Annotated in this window: 22 protein-coding genes; 10 read left to right on the top strand and 12 right to left on the bottom strand. The window is 73.3% G+C overall.

All coding sequences use genetic code 11. The annotated features are described in order from the left end of the window. Positions 1–144: 144 nt before the first annotated feature. Genes AB0B76_RS24750 through AB0B76_RS24740 form a run of 3 tightly spaced genes read right to left on the bottom strand, consistent with a single transcriptional unit; the run spans position 145 to position 3,037 of the window. Positions 145–978, bottom strand: a complete 834-nt coding sequence (locus AB0B76_RS24750) for an NAD(P)-dependent oxidoreductase (RefSeq protein WP_360379377.1) — start codon at positions 976–978, stop codon at positions 145–147. After that, positions 975–2,267, bottom strand: a complete 1,293-nt coding sequence (locus tag AB0B76_RS24745) for an enolase C-terminal domain-like protein (protein WP_360379374.1) — start codon at positions 2,265–2,267, stop codon at positions 975–977. Before AB0B76_RS24745 ends, AB0B76_RS24750 begins: the two co-directional genes overlap by 4 nt. Before the next feature lie 2 nt (positions 2,268–2,269). Next, on the bottom strand, positions 2,270–3,037 hold the full coding sequence (locus AB0B76_RS24740; protein ID WP_360379371.1) for a class I SAM-dependent methyltransferase: 768 nt from the start codon (positions 3,035–3,037) through the stop codon (positions 2,270–2,272). Between the two features lie 19 nt (positions 3,038–3,056). On the opposite strand from AB0B76_RS24740, the gene AB0B76_RS24735 reads away from it, so the two are divergent. Next, complete coding sequence (locus tag AB0B76_RS24735) at positions 3,057–3,353, top strand: DUF1877 family protein (RefSeq protein WP_360379369.1); 297 nt, start codon at positions 3,057–3,059, stop codon at positions 3,351–3,353. 36 nt (positions 3,354–3,389) lie between these two features. After that, positions 3,390–4,610, top strand: coding sequence for an aspartyl protease family protein (locus AB0B76_RS24730; RefSeq protein ID WP_360379366.1), 1,221 nt, complete (start codon positions 3,390–3,392; stop codon positions 4,608–4,610). Between the two features lie 19 nt (positions 4,611–4,629). On the opposite strand, the gene AB0B76_RS24725 is transcribed toward AB0B76_RS24730, so the two are convergent. The 4 genes from AB0B76_RS24725 to AB0B76_RS24710 are packed head-to-tail and all read right to left on the bottom strand — an operon-like array spanning position 4,630 to position 7,844. Beyond that, positions 4,630–5,886 carry a suppressor of fused domain protein gene (locus tag AB0B76_RS24725; protein WP_360379364.1) on the bottom strand — a complete coding sequence of 419 codons (1,257 nt, stop codon included), beginning with the start codon at positions 5,884–5,886 and terminating at the stop codon, positions 4,630–4,632. A 12-nt stretch (positions 5,887–5,898) separates the two neighbouring features. Beyond that, positions 5,899–6,153 (bottom strand): hypothetical protein, encoded by a 255-nt coding sequence (locus AB0B76_RS24720; RefSeq protein ID WP_360379361.1) that lies wholly within the window; start codon positions 6,151–6,153, stop codon positions 5,899–5,901. An 18-nt stretch (positions 6,154–6,171) separates the two neighbouring features. Next, entirely contained in the window at positions 6,172–6,597 is a 426-nt protein-coding gene (locus AB0B76_RS24715; RefSeq protein ID WP_360379359.1) for a GNAT family N-acetyltransferase, read from the bottom strand. After that, positions 6,594–7,844 (bottom strand): PQQ-binding-like beta-propeller repeat protein, encoded by a 1,251-nt coding sequence (locus AB0B76_RS24710; RefSeq protein ID WP_360379356.1) that lies wholly within the window; start codon positions 7,842–7,844, stop codon positions 6,594–6,596. Before AB0B76_RS24710 ends, AB0B76_RS24715 begins: the two co-directional genes overlap by 4 nt. Before the next feature lie 112 nt (positions 7,845–7,956). Between AB0B76_RS24710 and AB0B76_RS24705 the strand changes: the two genes are divergently transcribed. Next, positions 7,957–9,120 carry a glutamate-cysteine ligase family protein gene (locus AB0B76_RS24705; protein WP_360379354.1) on the top strand — a complete coding sequence of 388 codons (1,164 nt, stop codon included), beginning with the start codon at positions 7,957–7,959 and terminating at the stop codon, positions 9,118–9,120. A 161-nt stretch (positions 9,121–9,281) separates the two neighbouring features. On the opposite strand, the gene AB0B76_RS24700 is transcribed toward AB0B76_RS24705, so the two are convergent. Next, positions 9,282–9,470, bottom strand: a complete 189-nt coding sequence (locus tag AB0B76_RS24700) for a hypothetical protein (protein ID WP_360379351.1) — start codon at positions 9,468–9,470, stop codon at positions 9,282–9,284. A 50-nt stretch (positions 9,471–9,520) separates the two neighbouring features. On the opposite strand from AB0B76_RS24700, the gene AB0B76_RS24695 reads away from it, so the two are divergent. Beyond that, entirely contained in the window at positions 9,521–10,633 is a 1,113-nt protein-coding gene (locus AB0B76_RS24695) for a PQQ-dependent sugar dehydrogenase (protein ID WP_360379349.1), read from the top strand. A gap of 9 nt (positions 10,634–10,642) precedes the next feature. Here the strand turns inward: AB0B76_RS24695 and AB0B76_RS24690 are convergent, their stop codons facing one another. Genes AB0B76_RS24690 through AB0B76_RS24675 form a run of 4 tightly spaced genes read right to left on the bottom strand, consistent with a single transcriptional unit; the run spans position 10,643 to position 14,397 of the window. Next, positions 10,643–11,302 (bottom strand): hypothetical protein, encoded by a 660-nt coding sequence (locus AB0B76_RS24690; protein ID WP_360379346.1) that lies wholly within the window; start codon positions 11,300–11,302, stop codon positions 10,643–10,645. A 44-nt stretch (positions 11,303–11,346) separates the two neighbouring features. After that, positions 11,347–12,378, bottom strand: a complete 1,032-nt coding sequence (locus AB0B76_RS24685) for a LacI family DNA-binding transcriptional regulator (protein WP_360379344.1) — start codon at positions 12,376–12,378, stop codon at positions 11,347–11,349. After that, complete coding sequence (locus AB0B76_RS24680) at positions 12,375–13,391, bottom strand: LacI family DNA-binding transcriptional regulator (protein ID WP_360379342.1); 1,017 nt, start codon at positions 13,389–13,391, stop codon at positions 12,375–12,377. The genes AB0B76_RS24685 and AB0B76_RS24680 overlap by 4 nt, the downstream gene beginning before the upstream one ends. A 34-nt stretch (positions 13,392–13,425) precedes the next feature. Further along, a complete protein-coding gene (locus tag AB0B76_RS24675) occupies positions 13,426–14,397 on the bottom strand; it encodes an acetylxylan esterase (RefSeq protein WP_360379339.1) in 972 nt (323 codons plus the stop codon). Between the two features lie 208 nt (positions 14,398–14,605). On the opposite strand from AB0B76_RS24675, the gene AB0B76_RS24670 reads away from it, so the two are divergent. The 6 genes from AB0B76_RS24670 to AB0B76_RS24645 are packed head-to-tail and all read left to right on the top strand — an operon-like array spanning position 14,606 to position 22,238. Then, on the top strand, positions 14,606–15,526 hold the full coding sequence (locus AB0B76_RS24670) for an ABC transporter permease subunit (protein WP_360379336.1): 921 nt from the start codon (positions 14,606–14,608) through the stop codon (positions 15,524–15,526). Next, the gene (locus AB0B76_RS24665; protein WP_360379333.1) at positions 15,523–16,377 is read left to right on the top strand and encodes a carbohydrate ABC transporter permease; all 855 of its coding nucleotides are present in this window, start codon (positions 15,523–15,525) and stop codon (positions 16,375–16,377) included. The genes AB0B76_RS24670 and AB0B76_RS24665 overlap by 4 nt, the downstream gene beginning before the upstream one ends. A 34-nt stretch (positions 16,378–16,411) precedes the next feature. Continuing rightward, positions 16,412–18,067, top strand: a complete 1,656-nt coding sequence (locus AB0B76_RS24660; RefSeq protein ID WP_360379331.1) for an extracellular solute-binding protein — start codon at positions 16,412–16,414, stop codon at positions 18,065–18,067. After that, positions 18,068–19,588, top strand: a complete 1,521-nt coding sequence (locus AB0B76_RS24655) for a xylan 1,4-beta-xylosidase (RefSeq protein ID WP_360379328.1) — start codon at positions 18,068–18,070, stop codon at positions 19,586–19,588. Continuing rightward, complete coding sequence (locus AB0B76_RS24650; RefSeq protein ID WP_360379325.1) at positions 19,585–20,238, top strand: hypothetical protein; 654 nt, start codon at positions 19,585–19,587, stop codon at positions 20,236–20,238. The genes AB0B76_RS24655 and AB0B76_RS24650 overlap by 4 nt, the downstream gene beginning before the upstream one ends. Beyond that, positions 20,235–22,238, top strand: coding sequence for a beta-galactosidase (locus AB0B76_RS24645; RefSeq protein WP_360379323.1), 2,004 nt, complete (start codon positions 20,235–20,237; stop codon positions 22,236–22,238). Before AB0B76_RS24650 ends, AB0B76_RS24645 begins: the two co-directional genes overlap by 4 nt. The last annotated feature ends 130 nt before the right edge of the window (positions 22,239–22,368 follow it).

Genomic DNA, 22,368 nt, shown 5'->3' with positions numbered 1-22,368 from the left:
ACAATCGGATACCGCGCTCGAACGCCGGGCGCTCCGGATGCCGCCCGGCGCGGGTGAAGCCGAGCGGTCCGAGCACGCCCCGATGCGGGTGACCGGCGATACTCACACCAAGGCAACCCCGAGATCGGAGTCGGTTGCCGCGGCTCACAGCATGCGGGTCGCGCGGAAGCTCAGTAGGTGTTCGATCGCCCGGGTGTCGATCGGGGTTGCGGTGCCGGGGATCGAGGCGCGGATCTCCGTCTGCGGGTGGTACCGCGCGATCAGGTCCATCGTCGGGTGCTCGGACAGCGTGCGCGGGGCGGCCAGGAGCACCGGGTGGAAGCCGGTCACCGGGCGGGTCAGGGCCAGCCACACCGCCTCGGCGGCGTCGTCCACGTGCAGGTACGACCACGAGTCCGCGGCCATGGCCGACGGGTCGCGGGCGCAGCGCGCGGCCATGGTGCGCAGGCGGTCCCAGGCGCCGGTGAACGGGAAGCGCAGGGCGACGATGTCCAGGCCGTAGCGGCGGTGCATCATGGCGGCCGTGGCCTCGTCGGCCTGCTTCGACAGGGAGTACGGGTCCTCGATCTGCAGCGGGGTGGCCTCGTCGAGGGGGTAGTACGCCGGGTGCAGCTCGCGCTCGGCGAAGCGCAGGCCCAGGATCGAGTAGCTGGACGCGATCACGGCTCGGCGCACGCCCGCCCTCGCGCACTCCTCCAGGACGTTGAACGTGGCGCGGGTGTTGCCGGCGAAGACGTCGATCGCGGGGTGGTCCAGCGGGCTCGGGATGGCGGCCAGGTGCACCACCGCGTCCACGCCGCCCGCCAGGGCCGCCCGGACGGTGGCGGGGTCGCCGGCGTCGCCTGTGACCGAGTGCTCGGCGGTGGCCGGGGGCGGCCCGTCGAGTACCAAGGCATGGGTTGTCGCGTTCCCGGCGGCGAGCCGGGCGCACACGGCGGCGCCGATGTTGCCGCCCGCGCCGGTCACGAGCACTCTCACGGCGCCTCCAGGGCCCCGTCCGGGCGGCGTACGACGGCGGCCCAGCGGTCGAAGAGGAACTTGGTCGGCGGGTACTGTGCCGCCTTCTCCTCGTCCAGGTCGACGCCCCAGCCGGGCTTGTCCGAGGGGTACATGTATCCGCCGGTGACGTCCGGGCAGCCGGGGAAGACCTCGTGGGTGGCCTCGTTGTACTCGTGCGACTCCTGGAACCCGAACGCGGGACTGGACACGTCGACGGCGAGGTTGGCCGCGACCCCGACCGGCGAGACGTCGGCGGGGGAGTGGAACGCGGTGCGCACCCCGCACAGCTCGGCGAGGGCCGCGAGCTTGCGCGTCGGGGTCAGGCCGCCGATCGCCGACGTGTGCAGGCGGATCAGGTCGACGCCGCCGTCGCGGATCAGGCGGGCCGCGTCCGGCACCGAGCCGACCTGCTCGCCGACGGCCAGGGGTACCGGCGAGGCGGCGCGCACCTCCGGCAGCCGGTCGTAGTGCTCGGGCGGGATGACGTCCTCGAGGAAGGACAGGCCGTACGGCTCCAGCGCGCGGGCCAGCACGATCGCCTGCTTCGGGGTGAGCCGGCTGTGCACGTCGTGCATGAGGTTGATCTGGAGGCCGAGGCGCTCCCGGGCCGCGGCGAACAGCGACGGGGTGCCGCGCAGGTACCGCTCCGGGTCCCAGCCGTCGGGGTTCGGCGAGCCGGGGTAGTGCCCGCCGGTACCGGGCGCGCCGTAGCTGCCCAGGCCGGGCTCGGCGCGCTGGATCCGGATGTTGCGGTAGCCCTGGGCGATGAGCGCCTCGGCCCGGTCCAGGACCTCCTCCGTGGTGTCGCCGGAGGCGTGGGTGTACACCTCCACGCCGCCCCGCACCCGCCCGCCGAGCAGCTCGTACACGGGCAGCCCGGCGCGCTTGCCGGCGATGTCCCACAGCGCCTGGTCCAGTCCGGAGAGGGCGTTGTTCAGGACCGGGCCGTTGCGCCAGTACGACGAGAAGTGCACCGTCCGCGTGATGTCCTCGATGTCGGCCGGGTGCCGCCCGATCGCGAGCGGCCCGACGTGCTCGGCCACGGCGGCGGCGACGGCGGCGTAGCGCTGGGTGAAGGTGGCGCAGCCCAGGCCGTACAGCCCGGGCTCGCTCGTCTCGACCTTGACCACCACGAGCGGCAGCCCCTCGGGCGCCGTGACGATCGGCCGGACGGCGGTGATGCGCAGCGCGTCGCGGGCCGGCCACGGGGGGCGGGCCTCGGGCAGCCCACCGTGTTCGTCGAGCAGCGCGTTGGGATCATGGGTCACGGTCAGGAGTCTACGAGCAGGTACCGCTCGTCGGTGACGGGCTTGCCCCAGAGCGCCTCGTCGGTCAGCGGCCGCACCTGCGCCGGGCGGCCCAGGCGGCGCAGCAGCGCGGTGCACTCCGCGGCCGTCAGCCCCGCGCCGGTGGACCAGCGGCCCTCGATCAGCACCAGGCGGCGGCCCAGCTCGAACCAGCGGGCCAGGGTCGCGGCCGGGTCGGGGACCGCCCACAGCACGTGGCGTACGAGGACCACGTCGAAGGAGCCGGGCGCGAACGGGGGCCGGCTCACGTCGCCGCGGACCAGGGGCAGGTCCGGTTGCTTGCCGCGGGCCTGCCGCAGCATGGCCGCGGACCCGTCGAGGCCGACCACGCGGTGCCCCTGCCCGGCGGCCAGGACGGACAGGCTGCCGGTACCGCAGCCGAGGTCCACAATGGACGCTGGGGCCGGTGGGAGTACCGACGCGAGCAGCCGCGACCAGGCCCGCCGGACCGAGGGGTCGCGCAGGCCGTGGTCGGGCTCGTCGTCGAACGTCGCCGCGTGCTCGTCCCAGACGCCGTTCGCGACGGTCCGCCGGTAGCGGAGCTCCTCGATCGGTACCCCGGCGAAGTCCTCGATCCGGGAACCGCCGTCGGCGTGCCAGCCGGCCGCCTCGTAGAAGCGCCGCGCGCGCTCGTTCGAGGCCAGGACCCACAGCACCGCCTCGGCGTGACCGTCGGCGCGCAGGCGGTCCAGGGCCGCGGCGTCGTGCTCGGTCGCCCGTCGAACGGTCACGACCGATAGCCTGGACGGTATGAGCATGATCGGCAACCATCTCCGTATCACGCCGCTCGAGCTGGACCGCGCGCGCAAGGACCCCGACTGGGTCCAGGAGTACGCCGACGATCTCGAGGACGCCGAGCTCGACGAGCCCGGCAGCCCTGACGGGCAGCTCGCCGCCGATCGCCTGCACCGCACCGGGAAGTCTTGGGACGCCCTGCGGCACCTGTTGCAGCGCGCCGGCTGCCCGGTGAACGTGATCCGGGGCGAGGAGGCGTTCACCGAGGCCGACTGGGGCTACGGCGACGAGGTGCTGCGCCGCGAACGGTGACGCCCGGGATACGCGGGCCCGGCTTGGATTCGGCGCATGGGAATTCACAGAAGGCTCGTGCTCGGCGCGGCCGTCGCCGGCGGGGTGGCCTGGGCCGCGCCCGTACCCGCGTACGCCGCCGGGCCCGGCCCGGATGAGCTGTTCCGTGCCGGCCGGTTCGACGAGGCCGACCGCGGATACGCGGGCGTGCTGCGGGCGAACCCGGGCGACCCGCACGCGCTCGGGCAGCGCGGGTACATCGCGCTGCTGTCCAACCGGTTCGCCGCCGCCGAGCGGTTCCTCGCGCCGATCGCCGGCGCCGACGCCGTCGCCCGGCAGCGGCTCGCCGAGTGTTTCGTGCGCCAGGACCGGTACGACCGCGCGGTTCCGCTCCTGGGCGACTCGCCGATCGGCCGGCTGTTCGCGGCCGTCGGTCCCCGGCCGTGGCGCGTCACCGGGGCCGGGCGCACCCGCGTGCCGTTCCTGGGCCTCGACCCGCTGCCACACGTGGCGGCCACGGCCAACGGCGGTCCGGCCGGGCGGTACCTCATCGACACCTACGCGACCGTGACGCTCGCCGGCAGCGAGGCCCGGCGGCTCGGGCTGCGGGCCGTCGCCACCGCCGGCGGCGTGCTCGGCAACCGGCCCGTCACCACCTACCTCGGGGTGCTCGACTCCTTCCGGATCGGCGGCATCGAGCTGCGCAACGTGCCGGTCAACTGGGCCGACGTGCCCCTGCCGGCGCTGCCCGACGGCCGCGAGCCGGCGGGCGTGTTCGGCACGACGCTGCTGTACCACCTGCTGTCCACACTGGACTACGCGCGGGGCGAGCTCGTCCTGCGCCGGCGGGGCGGGCCGAATCCGCGCACCGGCAACGACCTGCCGCTGTGGCTGGCCGGCGACCACTACCCGTGCACGGTCGGGAGCCTGCGCGCCTTGGGCCCGCGGATCGTCACGCTCGACACCGGCGGCATCGGCCACGGCCTGGACACCACCGTCGAGGTCGCCGAGCGGGCCGGCATCCCCGTCGACCACGCGCATCCGGGCGACGTCAACGGCGCGACGGTGTACCCGATCCGCCCCGATCGCATCGCGCTGGGCCGCGCGGTCGGCCGCGACGTGCCGGGGATCGCGGCGGCGGCGGTGTGGCCGGGGCTGCCGGGGCCGGGGCAGTCGGCGATGTTCGGCTTCGAGGCGATCGCGAACTTCACGCACGAGTACTGCAAGCCGTTCGCGCTGACCTTCGACTTCACCGCGATGCGCCTGTCGGTGGTCTAGGTCCGCAGCGGCCGGGCGATCAGGGGGTGCCGCCGATCCAGGGGGCGCCCGGGCCCGTGCGGCGGGCGGAGTCGCCGGGCGGCAGGCCCAGCACGTCGAGCAGGGTCGGATCCTCGTCCACCACGTGGTGCAGGTGGGCGACGCGCGCGGTCGCCGGGTCCACGCCGGTCGCGCCGATGAGCTGCCACAGGCCGTCGTCCGCGTCGTGGCTGACGTACAGCACCGGCTCGCGGCCCTCGAACACCTCGCCGGCCTGGATGGCGGACGTGCCCAGCAGCCAGTGCCACATCCAGCGGGCGCGGCGGTCGCGCTCCATCACCTGGTCGGCGACCCACCACACGAACTGGAGGTCCTCGTGGGCGCGGGCCTGGCCGGCGGTCAGGTCCGGGCCGCCCTGCGGTACCCGCTCGAACGGCTCGTCGCTGAGCGCGAACGCGCTGTCGCCCTCGTGCGCGAGCACTGTCGCGTGGAACGTGCCGCCGCCCGGGTTGCCCGCGCCGATGCCGATCGTCAGGCGGCCCACGTGCGGGTCGGCGCCGGTGGTCCAGCCGAACGCGTACGAGGCGAGCTCGCCCCGCGGCCCGACGAACTCGCCGAACGCGCGCCGCTCCACGCCCGTCGCGTCGCGCGTCGGCGCCTCGGTGAGCCGGCCCTCCAGCACCTGGACGTCGGGGCGCCCGACCCGGTCGACGGCCGGGTCGACCACTGACGCGCGGCCGGGGTCAACCGGGTTGATGCCGGCGGACTCGAAGCGCCGCTCGAGCGCCTCCAGGCCGCGGGCGTGCCGGAACGTCTTCTCGGCCTCGGTGACGGGCAGCAGCCACAGCAGCCGGGCCCGGCCACCGGGGACCGGGCACTCCTCCAGCGCCGGGCCCCACGGGTAGGGCAGGCTGACCAGCAGGTGGTCGCACTCGGACTCGCCGGCCCAGGGGCGCCCGATCGGCACGGTGTGGCCGTGGTCGAGCGTGCCGTCCCCGCCGCCCGCGTGGTAGTACGCGACCATGCTCAGCGTCTCGGCGTGCTGCTCGTCGGCGGGCTCGGGGGCGTACAACAGGAACTCGAGGCCCTCACCGTCGTGCTGGGTGGCGTCCCAGACGCCGCTGGTGACGTAGAGCCGGCCGCCGTCCTCCGGGTCCAGGCGCAGGATGTGCAGGCCCGGCACCCGGTCGCGGATCGGGCCGGGCGCGGGCGGGAGCACGGCGACCTTCCGCCCCGGGAAGCGGGCGCGGAGGTGCTCCAGCAGGGCCCGGGCGGCCGGGGTCAGCTCGTGATCCACTGCGGCAGTGTCTCACGGAAGGCGCTCGACGAACGTCCAGTGCCGGCCGACCGGGCAGTACTGGAACCGGGTCGCGCCCAGGCGGACGGCCTTGAACGAGACGCCGGGCACCCAGTCGGTGGTGAAGACGTGGCCGTCGCGGCACCGCACCGGGACCTCGGCGCCGTAGGGCCCGGTCCGCACCGCGCCGGCGATCCGGTACACCACCACGCCCGCCACCGCGAGGAGCGCGACGAGGGCGACCAGCGTGATCAACTGCTGCGTCACGGATCCATTGTCGCGCGGTTACAGCCGTTTCACCCATCGGCGCCAGGCCGGTTGCCGCTCGTAGCCCGCCGCCGCCCACGCCGGGTGGGCGAGCGCGTTGTCCTCCAGCACCATCGCGTCGGCCCGGCGGCCGCCGAGGGCCCGGAAGCGCCGCTCGGCCGCGTCGAGCAGCCGCCGGCCGATGCCCTCGCGGCGCCGCCCGGGGTGGACCGCGAAGCGGTACAGGTGGCAGCGCCAGCCGTCGAAGCCCGCCACGACCGAGCCGACGATCAGCTCCCCGTCGACCGCGAGGATCAGCGCCCCGGGGTCCCGGCCGAGCAGCGCGGCCACCGCAGCGGCGTCGTCGCCGGCCCGGTTGGTGTCCTCGGCCGCGAGCTTCCAGAAGGCGAGCACGGCGGGAATGTCGGCCTCGGCGGCGGCCCGCAGCGCCGGCGCCGGGCTCATGACCGCGCCGCCGGTACCGGCCAGACGGCGACGGGGTCCAGCCGGCACACGAGCCGCGTCTGCGTCGCGGTGCACGGCGGGGACGTCCAGTGCCCGGCTCGGGCGAACACCCGCACCGCGCCCGTCCCGGCGTCGAGCCGGCCGATGAGCGTGGTGCCGTCCGCGGCGGTGGTGGCGGCCAGGATGCCGTCGCCGCCGACGGTGCCGATGACGTACCAGTCCGGGATGCGGCGCAGGACCCGGCCGGTCGCCGGGTCCAGCACGAGCAGGCCCGGCCCGGGGCCGGCGGCGTCCTGCGGGTACGGGGTGGCCAGCATGAACCGGGCGTCGGGGGAGCCGATGTCGGTGAGCCCGTCGAGGTGCCAGAGCTCGCGGCCCGTGCCAGGGTCGAGCACCGTGACCGCGCCCGCGTTGCCGGCGCACACCAGCGGCGCGCACCACCACAGCGGTTCGCCGTCCGGGCCGTTGTCGCGGCGCCACAGCCTCCGGCCCGTCGTCAGGTCGTAGACGGCGCCGTCGAGCGTGACGCCGCGGTCGTTGGTGCGGATGGCGAGCAGCCGGTCGCCGCTGATGTCGAACCAGTTGAACGGGTCGGGGTGGTCCAGCGCGGCCGTCCGTACCACCGCCGCCGAATCGGCACTGCGCACCCGCAGCGCGCCGCCGGCGGTGAGCTCCGCGATCGCCACGCGTTCGCCTTCGCGCACGAGCGTCCGCGTGACGTCCCCCGGCGGGCCGAGCGACCAGCGCACGGCGCCGGTGCGGATGTCGATCCCGGCGTCGGTCACCGTCGCCGACTCGTCGGTCGTGGCGACCACGACGCCCGATGCGCCGGCGGTACCGTAGACGGACGGCACGAAACCGCCCGCCCGCCACCGCTCGTCGCCCGTGGCGGCGTCGAACCCGGCCAGGAAGTCCGGGTCGTTGTGGGCCAGCACGACCCGCCCGGCCTCGACGCTCACCAGCCGCGAGCCGGGCGTGACCGGGGCCGTCCAGCGCCGCCGGCCGTCCGACGCCCGGTACGCCGCCAGCGACTCGCGCGACACCAGGTAGACGGTGCCGCCGTCGACGCGGAGGTCGATGACGCCGTCGCCGGGCAGCCGCACCGCCGGGTCGAGGGAGGCCGGCGCCCCCGTGCCGGTGAGCAGGGCGACGGCCGCCCCGGCGAGCAGGAGCAACGGCAGGCGGGAGCGCCGGGGCCGGTCGGCCCCGGGCTGCGGCAGGCCGCCGTAAGCGTCGAGGTCGATCAATGCCGGGCCGCTCCTCCGCGGATGTTGGAGCGCCGAGGCGCCGATTGTACTGAGCGTGTTCGTCGATGTACAGATGGTGTGATGACCTTGGGTGCGGGCGTAGCATCCGACCATGAACAACACCGCCGAGATTACGCAGATCGAGGACGCGGAGGGGTACATCGCGTCGATCTGCTTCAAGACGGGGCCGCCGCTGACCGTCGGCGTGGAGATCGAGCAGCTCGTGCACGTCGCCGACCATCCGCATCGGCCGCTCGGGGCCGCGAGCCTCACCGCCGTGCTCTGCGGGCACGAGCCGCAGGACGGCGGGCGGATCGTGCTCGGCCCCGGCGGGCAGGTCACCCTCGCGGCGTGGCCGCAGGCCGGGCTGGAGCGCCTGCACGAGACCGTCCACGCCGAGCTCGACCGGCTCGACCTGCTCGTCACGCGGGGCGGCCTGCGCCTCGCCGGGCTCGGCATCGATCCGCACCGGGCGCCCCGGCGGGTCGTCGACTCCCGGCGGCAGCGCGCGATGGCCGGAGCCCTCGCCCGGCGCGGCGGCGACGGGCGCGTCCTGATGTACAGCACCGCCGGGCTCCGCCCGCTGCTCCCGGCCGGCCCGCCCGAGGACCTCGAGGCGCGCTGGGCCGCCGTCCACGAGCTCGGCCCGCCGCTGCTGGCGCTGTTTGCGAACTCGCCGGTGCACGCCGGCCGCGACACCGGCTGGGCCTCGACGCGCATGCGGGCCTGGTACGCCCTCGACCCCTCCCGCGCCGGCGCGCCGCGCACGGCGCCCGACCCGGCCGCGGCCTGGGCCCGCCACGCGCTGCACGCCCCCCTGCTCTATGCCCGCGGCCCCGCGGCGAACTGGAGCGTCCCCGACGGCGTGACGTTCGCGGACTGGATCGGCGGCGCGCTGCCCCGGCGGCCGACGTTCGCCGACCTCGACGAGCATCTGGGCACGCTGTACCCGCCGGTGCGCCCGGGCGGCCACCTCGAGGTGCGCTACCTCGACGCGCAGCCGGGCGGCGACTGGTTCGCGCCCGTCGCGGTGCTCGCCGCGCTGCTGGGCGACGCGGCCACGATCGACGCGGCCCGCGAGCTGGCGGCGCCGGCCGCCGGGCGCTGGGTCGAGGCCGCCCGCTACGGGCTGACCGACGCCGTCATCGCCGCCGCCGCGCCGCCGCTGGTGGAGCTGGCGCTGCGGACGCTGGAGCGCGACGGCCTGCCCGGGCCGCTGCTCGAGGAGGTTTCGGGCGCGGTCGAGAGCCGTTTTCGTCGTGCTCATATGCTATAAAATCGATAGGAGACGGCGACTGAATGTGGGGGTCGTGATGGCAGTCGCGGCCCTGCTCTTCGCCGGCGCGCTGGTGGCGCTGGCCGTGCGCGCCGAGGGCGTCTTCTGGGTGCTCGCCGCCCTGGCCGTCGGTTGGCAGCTGGTGCTGGTGGAGCGCGACCTCAGCCGGTCGCGGAGCCTCTGTAGCGGAGATCCGCCTCCGCCTGATGCGTGATCCGGTGCAGGGCGCGGTCCAGCGAGAGCTCGGCCCACACGGTCGCCTCGGGCGGGGTGTCCACGCCGAAGCCGACGAGCTGATGGGCGATCCGGACGATCCGGTTCACCACGAGCGTCATGGTCTGCTGCCTCATGCCCCAAAGCATACTGCTCCGATAGGATTAAGCAAGGCTACGCTGGATCGGTGAGAGTCGGCTGGGTGGCGGTCCTGTGTGCGGTGCTGGTGACCGGGTGTAGCGGCGGGCCGGAGCAGGCCCCGGTGCCGGCCCCGCCGGCGAGTTCCGGCGCGGGTGCGAGCGCCGGCCCGGGCGCGGGTCCGGGCCGGGCCGCGCCCGACCTCGGCGCGCCGCAGGAGATCGCGACCGGGCTCGACGTGCCCTGGGGCGTGACGTTCCTGCCCGGCGGCGACGCGCTCGTCGCCGAGCGCGGCATCGGCCGCGTGCTGCAGGTGCCGGCCCGCGGCGGTGCGCCGACGCCGGTGTACCAGGTGCCGGGCGTGTCCGCCCAGGGCGAGGGCGGCCTGCTGGGGCTGGCCGTGTCGCCGGGGTACGCGCAGGACGGCTACGTGTACGCCTACTTCACCAGCGGCTCCGACAACCGCATCGTCCGCTTCAAGCTCGGCCCCGCCGCGCCCGAGGTCATCTTCAGCGGGCTCGCCAAGGCCGGCATCCACAACGGCGGGCGGATCGCGTTCGGCCCGGACGGGCTGCTCTACGTCGGCACCGGCGACGCGGGCCAGCGCGGCCTCGCCCAGGACCCGAAGAGCCCCAACGGCAAGATCCTCCGGCTCGCCCCGGACGGCCGGCCGGCGCCCGGGAACCCGACGGCGGGCTCGCCGGTCTACAGCCTCGGGCACCGCAACGTCCAGGGCCTCGCGTGGGACTCGGCGGGGCGGCTGTGGGCGGTCGAGTTCGGCCAGGACACCTACGACGAGGTCAACCTGATCAAGCCGGGCGCCAACTACGGCTGGCCGGTCGTCGAGGGCCAGGGCGACACCCAGGGCGGCAGGTTCACCAACCCGCTGGTCGTGTGGCGCACCGCCGACGCGTCCCCGTCCGGGGCGGCGATCATCGGCGACACGCTGTACGTCGCGGCGCTGCGGGGCGAGCGGCTGTGGACGGTGCCGCTCGACGGCGAGAAGACCGGCACGCCGAAGGCGGAGCTGCGGGGGCGGTACGGCCGGCTGCGCACCGCCGCCGCCGCGCCCGACGGCTCGCTGTGGCTGACCACCTCGAACCGGGACGGGCGCGGCGACCCGAAGAGCGGCGACGACCGCATCCTGCGCTTCGCCGGGTAGGACGCGGGCTCAGCCGCCCTTCTGTACGCCGACGCCGGGCTTGATCCGGGCGGAGCCGATCGCCTTGCCCTTGGCGCTGTAGATGGTGACGAGGGGGTACTGCTCCGCGGGCCCCGGGCTCGTCATGCCGCGGTCCGGGAAGAAGCTCGCGCCGGGCGCCGGCTTGCCCTGCCGCCGCAGCCAGAAGACGGTGATGACGTCCTTGTTCCAGCGGGCGAACTTGGCCTCGGTGATCTTGCCGTCGGCCTGGCTGGTGACGCGCGAGGCCTCGCCCCGGAAGGCGCCGAACTCGATGAGGCTGCCGTCCGTCGCGACGCACTGGGTCAGGTCGAGGAACGGCGGCTGCGACTCGGAGCCGGTGCCGCCGGTGCACATGCCGATGTCCTGGCTGACGGCGCCGGTGGCGGTGTCGCGGACGGCCTGGGCGAAGACCGGCCGCTCGGAGGCCATCCAGAAGAAGAGCACCAGCTCCTTGCCGTCCACGACGATGCCGGTCGGCATCGTGTTGCCGGCGACCGAGGCGCTGGGGCCGATGTCGATGGGGATGGACGAGGGGGTGACCGGGCCGCCGGGCCCGGAGCCGCCGGACGACTCGGCGCAGGCGGACACGGCGAACGGTACGGTGAGGGCGAGCAGGAGCGGGACGAGCAGCAACTGGCGGCGGCGCATCGAACCTCCCGGAGGCTTGTGCCTGTTACGACGCCGCGGGACGGTCAGATGGTTGGCGGGGCGGTGCTGCCGCGCACGACGAGCTCGGTGGCCAGCTCGACCCGGGCCGGCTCGACGACCTCGCCCTGGGCGAGCTGCAGCACCATCCGGGCCGCGGTGGCGCCCATCTCGGCGAACGGCTGGCGCACCGTGGTCATCGGCGGCCCGCACCAGCGCGTGACCTCGATGTCGTCGAAGCCCACGACGCTGAGGTCGGCGGGGATGCGCAGCCCGAGGCGGCGGGCGGCCTCGTAGACGCCGAGGGCCTGCAGGTCGTCGCCGCACACGATCGCGCTCGGGCGGCGGGCCCGGGACAGCAGCTCGTGGCCCAGGTCGATACCGTCCTCGAAGGTGAACCGGCCGTGGCGGACCAGGTCGGGCTCCAGCGGGTGCCCGGCGGTCTCGAGGGCGCCGCGGCAGGCCTCGAGGCGGGCCCGCGCGCAGAGGTACTCCATCGGCCCGGTGATCACCGCGATCCGGCGGTGGCCGAGGTCGAGCAGGTGCCGGGTCGCGGCGACCCCGCCGCTCCAGTTCGTCGCGCCCACGGACGGGATGCTGTGGCTGGGCTCGCCGGTCGGGTCGAGCACCACCATCGGCACGCCGCTGGCGATCAGCTGCTCGTACTGGCGGGCCCGGAATGCGGAGTTCACGGCGATGACGCCGGTGGGGCGGCGGGCCAGGAGCCGGTCGGCGGGGCGGCGGCCGCCCGGGACCGGCCCCTGCAGGTCGGTGAAGCCGACGGCCAGGTCGCGCTCGCGGACGGTCTGCTCGACGCCGCGCAGGATCTCCATCGCGAGGTGGCTCTCCAGCCCGAAGAACGCCACCTCGATGTTCGGGGTCGTGGTGAGGGCGTCGGCGCGGCGGTACCCGTGCTCGCGCAGCAGCGCCTCGACCCGGTCGCGGGTCTCGGCGGCGATCCCGGCCCGGCCGTTGAGCACCTTGGAGACCGTCGGCACCGACACCCCGGCGAGCTGCGCGATGGTGGCGACGGTGACCTCGCCCCGGCGGCGCCGCCCCCCGTTCCCCGGCGTCGTCATGCGATGGCGGCGGTGCTGTTGCGGACGACGAGCGGCGTGGCCAGCTCCAGCCGGGACGCGTCGAGCCGCTCCCCGGCCACGAGCGTGAGCAGCATCCGCGTGGCCAGGGCGGCCATCTCGGTGAGCGGCTGGCGGACGGTGGTCAGCGGCGGGATCGACCAGCGGGCCTGCTCGAGGTCGTCGAAGCCGACGACGGAGAGGTCGTCGGGGACGCGCCGGCCGCGTTCGTAGAGGGCCTCGTAGGCGCCCCGGGCCATCTCGTCCGAGCACGCGAAGATGGCCGTCGGCGGGTCCGGCAGGTCGAGCAGGGCGAGGGTCTCGCGGTGCCCGGTCGGGCTGGTGAAGTCGCCGACGCGGATGTACGCGGGCGGCACCTGCAGCCCCGCCGCGTGCATGGCGGCGCGGTAGCCGTCGACGCGGGCCTGGGAGCACAGCACGTCCTCGGGTCCGCCGATGACGGCGATGCGGCGGTGGCCGAGGCCGAGCAGGTGCTCGGTCGCGGTCAGCGCGCCGGTCCAGTTCGTGGCGCCGACCGACGGTACCGCCGGATCCGGCTGGCCCACCGGGTCGATCACGACGACCGGGATGCCGAACCCGGACAGCTGCCCGAGCTGCTCCGCGGACAGCTCCGACAGGACCAGCAACACCCCGTCGGAGCGGCGCGCGGCGAGGCCCTCGAGCCAGCGGCGGTCCGGCGCGGTGCGCACCCGCCCGTGCACGGCGGAGACGACGACGCCGGTGCCGGCCCGGTGCGCGGTCTCCTCGACGCCGGCGAGGATCTGCATGGCCCACGAGTTGCCGAGGTCGACGAAGACCACGTCGATGAGCCCGGCCGCGGTGGGCGGCTGGGCGCGCCGCGGCTTGTAGCTGTGCCGCCGCAGCAGGTCCTCGACCCGGTTCCGGGTGGCCGGCGCGACGTCCCGCCGCCCGTTGAGAACCTTCGAGACCGTGGGCACGGAGACGCCCGCCTCGGCGGCGATCTCCGCCATGGTGGCCCGCTGGTGCTGCGTCATCCGGTTTCCCTTTCGCATGTTCGGCCCGGCGAGTCTATGTCGAAACTTTCGCGAGCCAAGTCACCTGTCGCAGAGTGTGCAGTGCCTCTCCGCCCTCGTGGCCGTTGAACTCGTAGACGTGCACGGTTTTGTCCGTTCCGCCGTACCGGTTGTAGGCGGCGAAGGCGGTGCTCGGCGGGCACACGATGTCGCGCAGCCCCACGCCGAAGTGGGCCGGGGCGGTGGCCCGGCGGGCGAAGCTCACGCCGTCCAGGTAGGACAGTGTGCGGCGCACCCGGGCGTGCGCGGTGCGGTGCACGGCCAGGAACTGGGCGATCTCGCCGTACGGGGACGCGTCGGTGAGCGCCAGCGCGCGCTCGAAGTGGCACAGGAACGGCGCCGAGGCGAGCAGCGCGTGCAGGTCCGGCACGAGCCCGGCGACGGCGAGGGCGAGCCCGCCGCCCTGGCTGTTGCCGGCCGCGGCGACCCGGGCGGGGTCGACGCCGGGCAGGGCGCGCACGGCGTCGACGGCCCGCACGGCGTCGGTGACGAGCCGCCGGTAGTAGTACTCCCGCGGGTCGAGGATGCCCTGCGTGGCGGGCCGGTGGCCGCCGGCCGCGCCGCGGTGCGGGTCGGGGGTGTCGCCGCCGTTGCCGTACTGGTCGCCCTGCCCCCGCACGTCCATGAGCAGGTGCGCGTAGCCGGCCGCGGGCCAGACGAGCCGCTCGCCGGGCAGGCCCCGGCCGCGGCCGTAGCCGGCGAACTCGACGACCGCGGGCAGCTCGGCGGCGGTCCCGGCCGGGCGGGTGTACCAGGCCCGGATCGGCGCGCCGCCGAAGCCCGCGAACGTGACGTCCCAGGTGTCCACCAGCGCCAGCCCGGTCGGCTCCGGCCGGACCTGCAGCACCGGCGGGACGGTGCGGGCCTCGGCGAGGGTCTCGGTCCAGAACGCGTCGAAGTCGTCCGGCTCGGCCACCTCGGGGGCGTACCGCTCCAGCTCCGGCAGCGGCAGGTCGAACGCGGGCATGCAGCATCCTCCGAAACTTTCCGATCGCCGGTCGGTCGGCGCCGGGCGCCATGGTAGCGCTACCAGGCCCTCTGCAACAGATCGGCAGTTGCAAGTGTTTGCAGCTCACAGCGTCACCAGTGGATCCCTTGACACCTTTCAGTGAAAAACCTAAATTACGCCTTGCCCAACGACAGATTTCCGAAACTTTCGGGAAGGGACGCGGAGAATGGTGGTGCAAGCTCGGCGCCGGACGTGGCGCGCGGCCCTACGGCGGGACTGGCAGCTGTACTCCCTCGCCGTGGTCCCGCTCGCGTTCTTCGTGATCTTCCGGTACCTGCCCATGGCCGGGAACGTGATCGCCTTCCGCCGCTACCGGCCCGGCGGCGACCTCTTCGGCGAGCGGTGGGTCGGCCTGCACTACTTCGAGATGTTCTGGGACGACCCGACGTTCTGGCACGTCTTCACGAACACGCTCGTCATCGGCGGGCTGACCCTCGCGTTCGCGTTCCCGCTGCCGATCGTGCTGGCCCTGCTGCTCAACGAGGTCCGCACCCGCTGGCTCAAGCGGCTCGTGCAGACCATCTCCTACCTGCCGCACTTCATGTCCATCGTGGTCGTGGCCGGCCTGGTCTTCCAGCTGCTCGCGCTCAACGGCGCGGTGAACGCCGGCATCAAGGCGCTCGGCGGCGACCCGATCTCGTTCCTGCAGCAGCCGGAGTGGTTCCGCACCATCTACGTCTCCTCGGAGCTCTGGCAGACCGTCGGCTGGGGCACGATCCTGTACCTCGCCGCGCTCACCACCGTCGACCAGGAGCTGTACGAGGCCGCCCGCATCGACGGGGCCGGGCGGTGGCGCCAGACCTGGCACGTGACGCTGCCCGGCATCCGGCCGACGATGATGACGCTGCTCATCCTCAACGTCGGCACGTTCATGGCGGTCGGGTTCGAGAAGGTCCTGCTGCTGTACAACCCGCTGACGTACCCGACCGCCGACGTCATCTCCACGTACCTGTACCGGGTCGGCGTCGTGTCGGGCAGCTTCAGCTACGCCGCCGCGATCGGGCTCTTCGAGTCGGTCATCGGCCTGACGCTGGTGCTGACGACCAACTTCATCTCCCGCCGCACGGTTGGAGCGAGCCTGTGGTGAGCCGGGCCTTCCAGGTCGTCAACGGGATCGTGCTCACCGTGGTCGTGGTGCTGACCCTGTACCCGTTCGTCAACGTCATCGCCCGCTCCTTCAGCGACGAGCACTCCATCCAGGCCGGCCAGGTCAACCTGTGGCCGCGCGGGTTCAACACGACCACCTACCAGCGGGTCCTGGGCGACCCGGTGTTCTGGACCAACTACGGCAACACCGTGCTCTACACCGTCGTGGCCACCGTGATCTCGATGGTGCTGACCACCTGCTTCGCGTACGTGCTGTCCAAGAAGCACCTCAAGGGCCGCACCGCGCTCGTCGCCGTCGCGGTCTTCACGATGTTCTTCAACGGCGGCCTCATCCCGAACTACGTGCTCGTCAGCTCGCTCGGCCTGCGCAACTCCATCTGGGCGATCGTGCTGCCCAACGCGATCAGCGTCTTCAACCTGCTGGTGATGAAGGCGTTCTTCGAGAGCATGCCGGTCGAGCTGGAGGAGGCCGGCGCCGTCGACGGCCTCAGCACCTACGGCAACCTGCTGCGGATCGTGCTGCCGCTGTCGAAGGCGGTGGTCGCCACGATGACGCTGTTCTACGCGGTGTCGTTCTGGAACTCGTGGTTCTCGGCGTTCCTGTACCTCGACGACGCCGACCTGTTCCCCGTCACGATCTACCTGCGCAACCTCATCGCCGGGGCGACCGGCGGCACGGACATCACCGCGCCCAGCGAGATGACGCTGCAGATCGCGGCCAACATCCAGGCCGTGACGATCGTCCTCACCGCACTGCCGATCGTCATGGTCTACCCGTTCATCCAGCGCTACTTCGTTTCCGGGGTCACCCTCGGCGCGGTCAAGGGCTGACGCGCCGCCCCCATTGAAGGACCAAGGAGTCCCCATGAAGTTCACCAGACGGGCGGTGCTCGGCGCCGCCGGTGCCGCCGCCTTCGCCACCCTCGCCGGCTGCTCGGGCGACGACGAGGACGACACCGGCGGCGGCAAGGCCGAGGACTACAGCGCCAACCGCGACGGGGCGATGGACGACTACGCCGTCGGCAAGCAGTTCACCGCGAAGGCCCCGCTGACGTTCCCGATCATGATGTACAGCAACGCCGCCTACCCGTACAAGGAGAGCTGGCTGTTCTTCCAGGAGCTCACCAAGCGCACGGGCGTGACGCTGCAGTCGACGGTCGTGCCGGGCAGCGACTACAACCAGAAGCGCAGCGTCGTCGTCGCGTCCGGGGACGCGCCGACGATCATCCCGAAGACGTACCACCCCGACGAGGAGGCGTACATCGCCAGCGGGGCGATCCTGCCGATCAGCGACCACATCGACCTGATGCCGAACTTCAAGGAACAGGTCGCCAAGTGGAAACTGGAGCCCGACCTCGACGGCTTCCGGCAGCAGGACGGCAAGTTCTACCTGCTGCCCGGCCTGCACGAGGACGCCTGGCAGGACTACTCGCTGGCCATCCGCACCGACATCCTGCAGCAGCTCAACCTGCAGATCCCCAAGACCTGGGACGACCTGCACAACGTCCTCAAGGCGATGAAGCAGGCCTACCCGGACTCGTACCCGCTGTCGGACCGCTGGAGCACCCCGCCCCAGCCCGGCGGCAACAACCTGCTCAACCTCGTCGGCTCGTCCTACGGGGCCCTGGCCGGCTGGGGCTTCCAGCACACCGTCTGGGACGACGGCGCGAAGAAGTTCGTGTACTCCGGCACGACCGAGCAGTACAAGCAGACGCTGCAGTTCCTCAACACGCTCGTGGCCGAGAAGCTCGTCGACCCCGAGAGCTTCACCCAGCCCGACGACCAGGCCAAGCAGAAGTTCGCCAACGGCAAGTCGTTCGTCATGAGCTGCAACGCGCAGACGCTCGTCAACGAGATCCGGCCCAGCATCAAGAACATCCCCGGCGCCACCGTGCTGAAGATCCCGGTGCCGATCGGCCCGATGGGCGAGACCATCTACGTCTCCCGCCTCGAGGCCGGGCTGATGATCTCCGCGAAGGCCCGCCAGAGCAAGAACTTCGTCGCCCTCATGCAGTTCATCGACTGGCTGTACTACTCCCCGCAGGGCAAGATGTTCGCCAAGTGGGGCATCGAGGGCACCACCTACACCGGCAGCGTCGACGACGGCACGCTGAAGCTCGCGAACGACGTCAACTGGGGCGGCCTCAACCCGTCGGGCACCAAGAACCTCCAGGTCGAGTACGGCTTCTTCAACGGCGTCTTCGTCTACGGCGGCTCGACCAAGCTGCTCAACTCCCAGTTCCCCAAGGAGGAGCTGGCCTTCCAGGAGGTCATGAACAAGCGCACCAACCGGCCCCAGCCGCCGCCGCGGCCGCTCAACGCCGAGGAGCGCGAGCAGGCCACGCTGTGGGAGACCGCGCTGAAGGACCACGTCTTCCAGAACACGCTCAAGTTCATCCTCGGCCAGCGCCCGCTGAGCGACTGGAACGCCTACGTGAGCGAGCTCAAGGGCAAGAACATGGACAAGTACGTCGAGACGGTCAACGGCGCCTACGACCGGTACAAGAAGGCGCACGGCTGAGTGAGCGCCCCGATGCTCGTCCCGGACCGGCCCTCGGGCCACCTCACCGACGCTTGGCGCCGCTGTGTCGGCGCCGGGCGGTTCGAACTGGCGCTGCGCCGCGACTACCAGGACTCCCTCGCCCTCGTGCAGCGGGAGATCGGGTTCCGGCACATCCGCCAGCACGGTCTGCTCAGCGACGGCGTCGGGGTCCACCGGCCCTACGACTTCGCCGGCGAGCGCCGGGCCGCGCACGTGTTCACCTACGTCGACCAGATCATCGACGCCTACCTGGCGCTGGGGGTGCGGCCGTTCGTCGAGCTCGGCTTCACCCCCGCCGCGCTGGCCTCCGGCGCGCAGACGGTCTTCTGGTGGCAGGGCAACGTGACACCGCCGGAGTCGCCGAAGGAGTGGACGGCGCTGGTGCGCTCCACCGTGGCGCACCTCGTCGACCGCTACGGCCTCGACGAGGTGCGCGGCTGGCCGATCGAGGTGTGGAACGAGCCGGACCTGACCGTGTTCTGGAAGGACGCCGACCAGGACGCGTACCACCGGCTCTACGAGATGACCGCGCACGCGGTCAAGGAGGTCGACGCGTCGCTGCAGGTCGGCGGGCCGGCCATCTCGCCCGGCGCCGACGACGACTGGCTGGCCCGCTTCGCCGGCTTCGTCACCGACCGGTCGGTGCCGATCGACTTCGTCAGCCGGCACGCGTACACCTCCGGTCCCGCGCAGACGGTGCCGTTCGGCTCCTACCAGGCCCTCCGGCCGGCCGCGACGCTGCTGGAGCAGTTCGCGGCCCCGCGCCGCCGGCTGGCCGGCACGGCGCTGGCCGGGCTGCCCGTCCACATCACCGAGTTCAGCTCCTCCTACCGCCCGGACAACCCGATCCACGACACCGCGTTCCACGCCGCCTACCTCGCCCCCGTGGTGGCCGCGGCCGGCGATCTCGTCGACTCGTTCTCGTATTGGACGTTCTGCGACATGTTCGAGGAGGCCGGCGTGCCGGCGACCATGTTCCACGGCGGCTTCGGGCTGCTGACCCACCGCCAGATCAAGAAGCCGACCTTCCATCTGTACGCGTTCCTCGCCCGCATGGGCCCCGACGTGCTCGCCCGCGGCGAGGACCACCTCGTCACCCGCGACGCCGCCGGGCACGTCACCGTGCTCGCCTGGGCGCCCACCGACCACACCGGACAGTCCACGGTGGATAGTCACCGGATCCGGCTGTCCGTGCCCGTCGGACGGTCCGGGACGGCGTTCGTCGCCCGGTCCAGCGCCGGCGAGGACGCCGGCAACGCCCGCGCGGCGTGGGCGGCGATGGGCCGGCCCGCCTCACCCACGTCCCGCCAGCTCGACGCGCTGCGCGAGGCCGCGGAGCCGGTTCGCACCCACCGCAGCGTGCCGGTCGTCGCGGGCCGGGCCGAGCTCGACCTGACCCTCGGGCGCCACGAGGTGACCCTGGTCGAGGTGAGCCCCGTGACCGACGAGACGCCGCCGTGGTTCGACGACGCCCGGCTCTTCGGCGGTGGTACCGCATGAGCACGCTCTTCCGCGCCTCCGCCCTGATCTACACGCTCCTGGTCGTCGAGTTCCTGTTCGTGCTGGTGGCCGCGCCCGGCTTCGTCGTGCTGCTGCTCCTGGCCCGGGACAGCAGCAACGTGCCGCTGTTCGCGCTGTGCGCGATCCCGTTCGGGCCGGCCGCGTCCGCCGCCGTCTACGCCCTGCACCGCCGCCGCTCGGACCTCGCCGACCTCCATCCGGCCGCCGCGTTCTGGCGCGGGTACCGGCTCAACGCCCTGGGGGTCCTGCGGATCTGGCTCCCCGCCCTCGCGGTGCTCGCCGTGCTGGCCGTCTCCCTCGTGCACCGGGCGGCCGCGGGCGTCCCGGCCTGGTGGTCCGTGCTGCTGCTGGTGCTGGCCGCGGTCGTGGTCCTGTGGAGCGCCAACGCCCTGGTGATCTCCTCGCTGTTCGTGTTCCGCACCGCCGACATCGCCCGGCTCGCCGCCTACTTCCTGGCCCACCGGCCCGGGGTCGCCCTCGGCACGGCCGGGGTGCTGCTCACCGCGGGCGCGATCACCGTGTTCGCCTCCGAGGCCGTCGCCCTGCTGCCGGCCTCCCTGCTGATCGGCGGCCTGCTGCTCGTCGCGCGCCCCATGTGCGCCGAGATCGAGAAGCGGTTCGTGGCGTGAACGCGCGCATGGACGGGTTACGCCGCCGGCTCGGCGGCTTCGCGTTCGGCGGCGACTACAACCCGGAGCAGTGGGACCGTCCGGTGTGGAAGGAGGACGTCGAGCTCATGCGCCGGGCCGGCGTCAACCTGGTCACCGTCGGCGTCTTCGCCTGGGCGTCGCTGGAGCCGGAGCCGGGCCGGTACACCTTCGGCTGGCTCGACGAGGTGATGGACCTGCTGCACGGCGGCGGCATCAGCGTCGACCTCGCCACCCCGACGATGGCCCCGCCCGTCTGGCTCTCCCACGGCCACCCCGAGGTGCTGCCGGTCATGGCCGACGGCGAGACCTTCGGCTTCGGCAACCGGTTGCACTACGACCCGACCTCGCCGCGGTACCGCGAGCACGCCGTGGGCATCGCCGACAAGCTCGCCGAGCGCTACTCCCACCACCCCGCGCTCGCCATGTGGCATATCAGCAACGAGTACGGCCCCACGGCGTACGGGCCGTGCGCCGCCGAAGCGTTCCGGGCCTGGCTGCGGCGCCGCTACGGCGACCTCGAGGCGCTCAACGAGGCCTGGTACACCCGGTTCTGGGGGCAGCGCTACACCGACTGGGCCCAGGTCGCCCCGCCCGAGGTGCCCCGCACCTGGTCGAACCCGGCCCGCCGCCTCGACTTCAAGCGCTTCACCTCCGACGCGCTGCTGGAGTGCTTCGTGGCCGAGCGCGACGCCGTCCGGCGGTACCGCGACGACCTGCCGATCCTCACGAACTTCATGCGCTTCTACCGCCACGCCGACTACTGGCGCTGGGCGCGCGAGGAGGACGCCGCCGCCCTCGACATCTACCCCGACCCCGGCCGGGCCGACGCGCACGTCGCCGCCGCCCTCAACTTCGACCTCATGCGGTCCCTGCGCGGCGAGCCCTGGCTGCTCATGGAGCAGGCCGCGTCCGGGGTGTCGCAGTGGCGGGTCAACAACGTCAAGCGCCCCGGGCGGATGCGGCTGGGTTCGTACCAGGCCATCGCCCACGGCGCCGACAGCGTCCTGTACTTCCAGTGGCGCGCCTCGCGCGGCGGCCACGAGCGCTTCCACTCCGCGATGCTGCCGCACTCCGGAACCGGGGCCCGCAGCTGGCAGGAGGTCGAGGCGCTCGGCAACGAGCTGCCCCGCATCGCGGCGGCCGCCGGTGCCCCGTCCACGGCCGAGGTCGCGCTGCTGTTCGACTGGGACGCCTGGTGGGGCCTGGAGGACACGTACGGCCTGCCCCGCAACGACTTCGACTACGCCCGGATCGCCACCGACCACTACCGGCCGCTGCTGGAGGCGCACTACGCCGTCGACCTGGTCTCGTTCGCCGGCGACCTGAGCCGGTACCGCGTTCTTGTCATACCCAACGCGTACCTTGTCCATGACGGGTTCGCCACCGCCGTCGAGGCGTTCGCGGCGGCCGGCGGGACCGTCGTGATCTCCCTGTTCTCCGGTGTCGTCGATCGGGACAACCAGGTGCGGCAGCCCGCCTACCCGGGTGCGTTCCGGCGGCTCATCGGGGCCTACATAGACGAGTACTGGCCGGCCCGGGAGGAGGAGACGTTCGAGGTCGAGTTCGCCGACGGGACCACCGCGACCGCCGACTGGTGGCAGGAGAGCCTGCACCCGGAGACGGCGCGGGTGCTGGGGGAGTACACGGGGGGTGACCTGGCCGGACGGCCGGCGCTGATCCGCAACGACTTCGGCTCCGGCTGTGTCGTGTACATCGGCACCCGGCTGTCGCCCGAGGCCCTGCGGGACACGGTGCTGAGCGCGGTCCGGGCGGCGGGCGTGGCGCCGGTCGTCGAGGGGGCGCCGCCCTACGTGGAGGCGACCCGGCGCGACCGCTACCTGTTCCTGCTCAACCACTCCGACACCCGCACGGCCTCCGTGGCGGTGCCGGGGCCGGGGGTCGAGCTGCTCGGCGGGTCCGCTGTGGACGGCACCGTGACGCTGGCGCCGCTCGCGGTGGCCGTGGTGGAGCTGTCATGAGCGGTCCGGAGCGGAGCGGCGCCCGGTCTGGGTCGATCTCCGCGAAGCGACATCGAGCCAGACTGGGCGTTGGGGCCGCTCATCAGGGGCGCAGTTCGGGCATGCCGGCGCCGGAGCCTGCGCAGGTGAC

This window comes from Dactylosporangium sp. NPDC049140, assembly GCF_040648435.1.
This window is presented reverse-complemented; position numbering and strand designations above follow the sequence as displayed.

Bases quoted from the DNA above. Each gene is read 5' to 3' on its own strand.
- AB0B76_RS24735 (WP_360379369.1), top strand. From the start codon at position 3,057: ATGAGCATGATCGGCAACCATCTCCGTATCACGCCGCTCGAGCTGGAC.
- AB0B76_RS24730 (WP_360379366.1), top strand. From the start codon at position 3,390: ATGGGAATTCACAGAAGGCTCGTGCTCGGCGCGGCCGTCGCCGGCGGG.
- AB0B76_RS24715 (WP_360379359.1), bottom strand. From the start codon at position 6,597: ATGAGCCCGGCGCCGGCGCTGCGGGCCGCCGCCGAGGCCGACATTCCC.
- AB0B76_RS24705 (WP_360379354.1), top strand. From the start codon at position 7,957: ATGAACAACACCGCCGAGATTACGCAGATCGAGGACGCGGAGGGGTAC.
- AB0B76_RS24700 (WP_360379351.1), bottom strand. From the start codon at position 9,470: ATGAGGCAGCAGACCATGACGCTCGTGGTGAACCGGATCGTCCGGATC.
- AB0B76_RS24690 (WP_360379346.1), bottom strand. From the start codon at position 11,302: ATGCGCCGCCGCCAGTTGCTGCTCGTCCCGCTCCTGCTCGCCCTCACC.
- AB0B76_RS24685 (WP_360379344.1), bottom strand. From the start codon at position 12,378: ATGACGACGCCGGGGAACGGGGGGCGGCGCCGCCGGGGCGAGGTCACC.
- AB0B76_RS24680 (WP_360379342.1), bottom strand. From the start codon at position 13,391: ATGACGCAGCACCAGCGGGCCACCATGGCGGAGATCGCCGCCGAGGCG.
- AB0B76_RS24675 (WP_360379339.1), bottom strand. From the start codon at position 14,397: ATGCCCGCGTTCGACCTGCCGCTGCCGGAGCTGGAGCGGTACGCCCCC.
- AB0B76_RS24670 (WP_360379336.1), top strand. From the start codon at position 14,606: ATGGTGGTGCAAGCTCGGCGCCGGACGTGGCGCGCGGCCCTACGGCGG.
- AB0B76_RS24660 (WP_360379331.1), top strand. From the start codon at position 16,412: ATGAAGTTCACCAGACGGGCGGTGCTCGGCGCCGCCGGTGCCGCCGCC.
- AB0B76_RS24650 (WP_360379325.1), top strand. From the start codon at position 19,585: ATGAGCACGCTCTTCCGCGCCTCCGCCCTGATCTACACGCTCCTGGTC.